A 1079-nucleotide genomic window follows, 5' to 3' on the forward strand; every position below is an offset into this window, starting at 1 on the left:
CAGAAGAAAATCATCCATATACCGAGAATAATAGCGAATCTTCAACTTTTCCTTTATAAAACGGTCTAAAGAATCTAGGTAGTAAATGGCAAACCACTGGCTAGTTTGATTGCCTAACGGCAGCCCCTTATCCTCCGTCAACTCGTATGTATCTATGAGTTCGAATAAAAGCTTCCTCACTCTAAAGTCCTTAATTACATTTGTGAGCTTTTCCTTCAGAACCTGATGGGATATAGAGGGAAAGTATTGCTTGATATCGCCCTTTAGAATATAAAAACTCTTTCCGTGTTGGTGAAACATCTTTCTCATAAAAAGCGTCAAACGTCCTCCTGCGAAATGTGTACCCTTGCCTTCACGACACGCGGCGTTATCATAGATAAGTCGCTTCTCCATTAGAGGTTTGATTATCTCGTCGCAAAGTGCATGCTGGAGCACCCTGTCACGATAATATCCCGCATAGATTTCCCGCTTCTTAGGCTCCCAAATCGTAAAATGATAGTAACCCGAAAATCGGTATCTCCCTTCTCTAAGCTCTTCTACCATCTGGTTTAGTTCATAAGCTAAGTTTGACTCAAAAGATAATACTTCTCGTTTATTTCGCTTTCCTTTACGACTTCGTTTATGAGCGAGGTATAGATTGTTAAAATCGCAAATTTTGTTATAATCCTTTGTCATAAAACACCACCAGATATTTATATTTGACAGTGGGAAGTAGTATCCTCTTCATGCATCTAAGAAGTCAGCTCTCATACCCTCTCACATCTCAAACGTCCACTGCCCTGTTCTTCCAATCCTATGATTAGAAAGGAAAATGGTTCCTTTACCCTACTCACGGGTGCTTTTACTTAAAAGTCACTTCTGGAACCTAGGGTAGATCCGGCCGAACTGCGTTATTATCATTATTCACGTTATTGTTGTTGTTGAGCGCGCCGTCGTGCCCCACATTTGTTGCATTATTAGAATTATTACCCGGGGAGCGCAGCCAAAGACAACACGTTCGTTTTATAACCATTTCCTACTACTTTTTTAAGGCAGCTCACAAAACACAATTATTTATGCTTTGTGAGCCACTTTAAAAC

General features: G+C 40.2%; 1 protein-coding gene. It reads right to left on the reverse strand.

The window, feature by feature from the left end; all coding sequences use genetic code 11:
* The coding region (locus NHH16_RS15430; protein WP_262070477.1) for an RNA-directed DNA polymerase at window positions 1-675 on the reverse strand (675 nt) is incomplete at its 3' end.
* Window positions 676-1079: the final 404 nt, after the last annotated feature.

This window comes from Ohessyouella blattaphilus, from assembly GCF_024721265.1.
Taxonomy (GTDB): domain Bacteria; phylum Bacillota; class Clostridia; order Lachnospirales; family Lachnospiraceae; genus Aequitasia; species Aequitasia blattaphilus_A.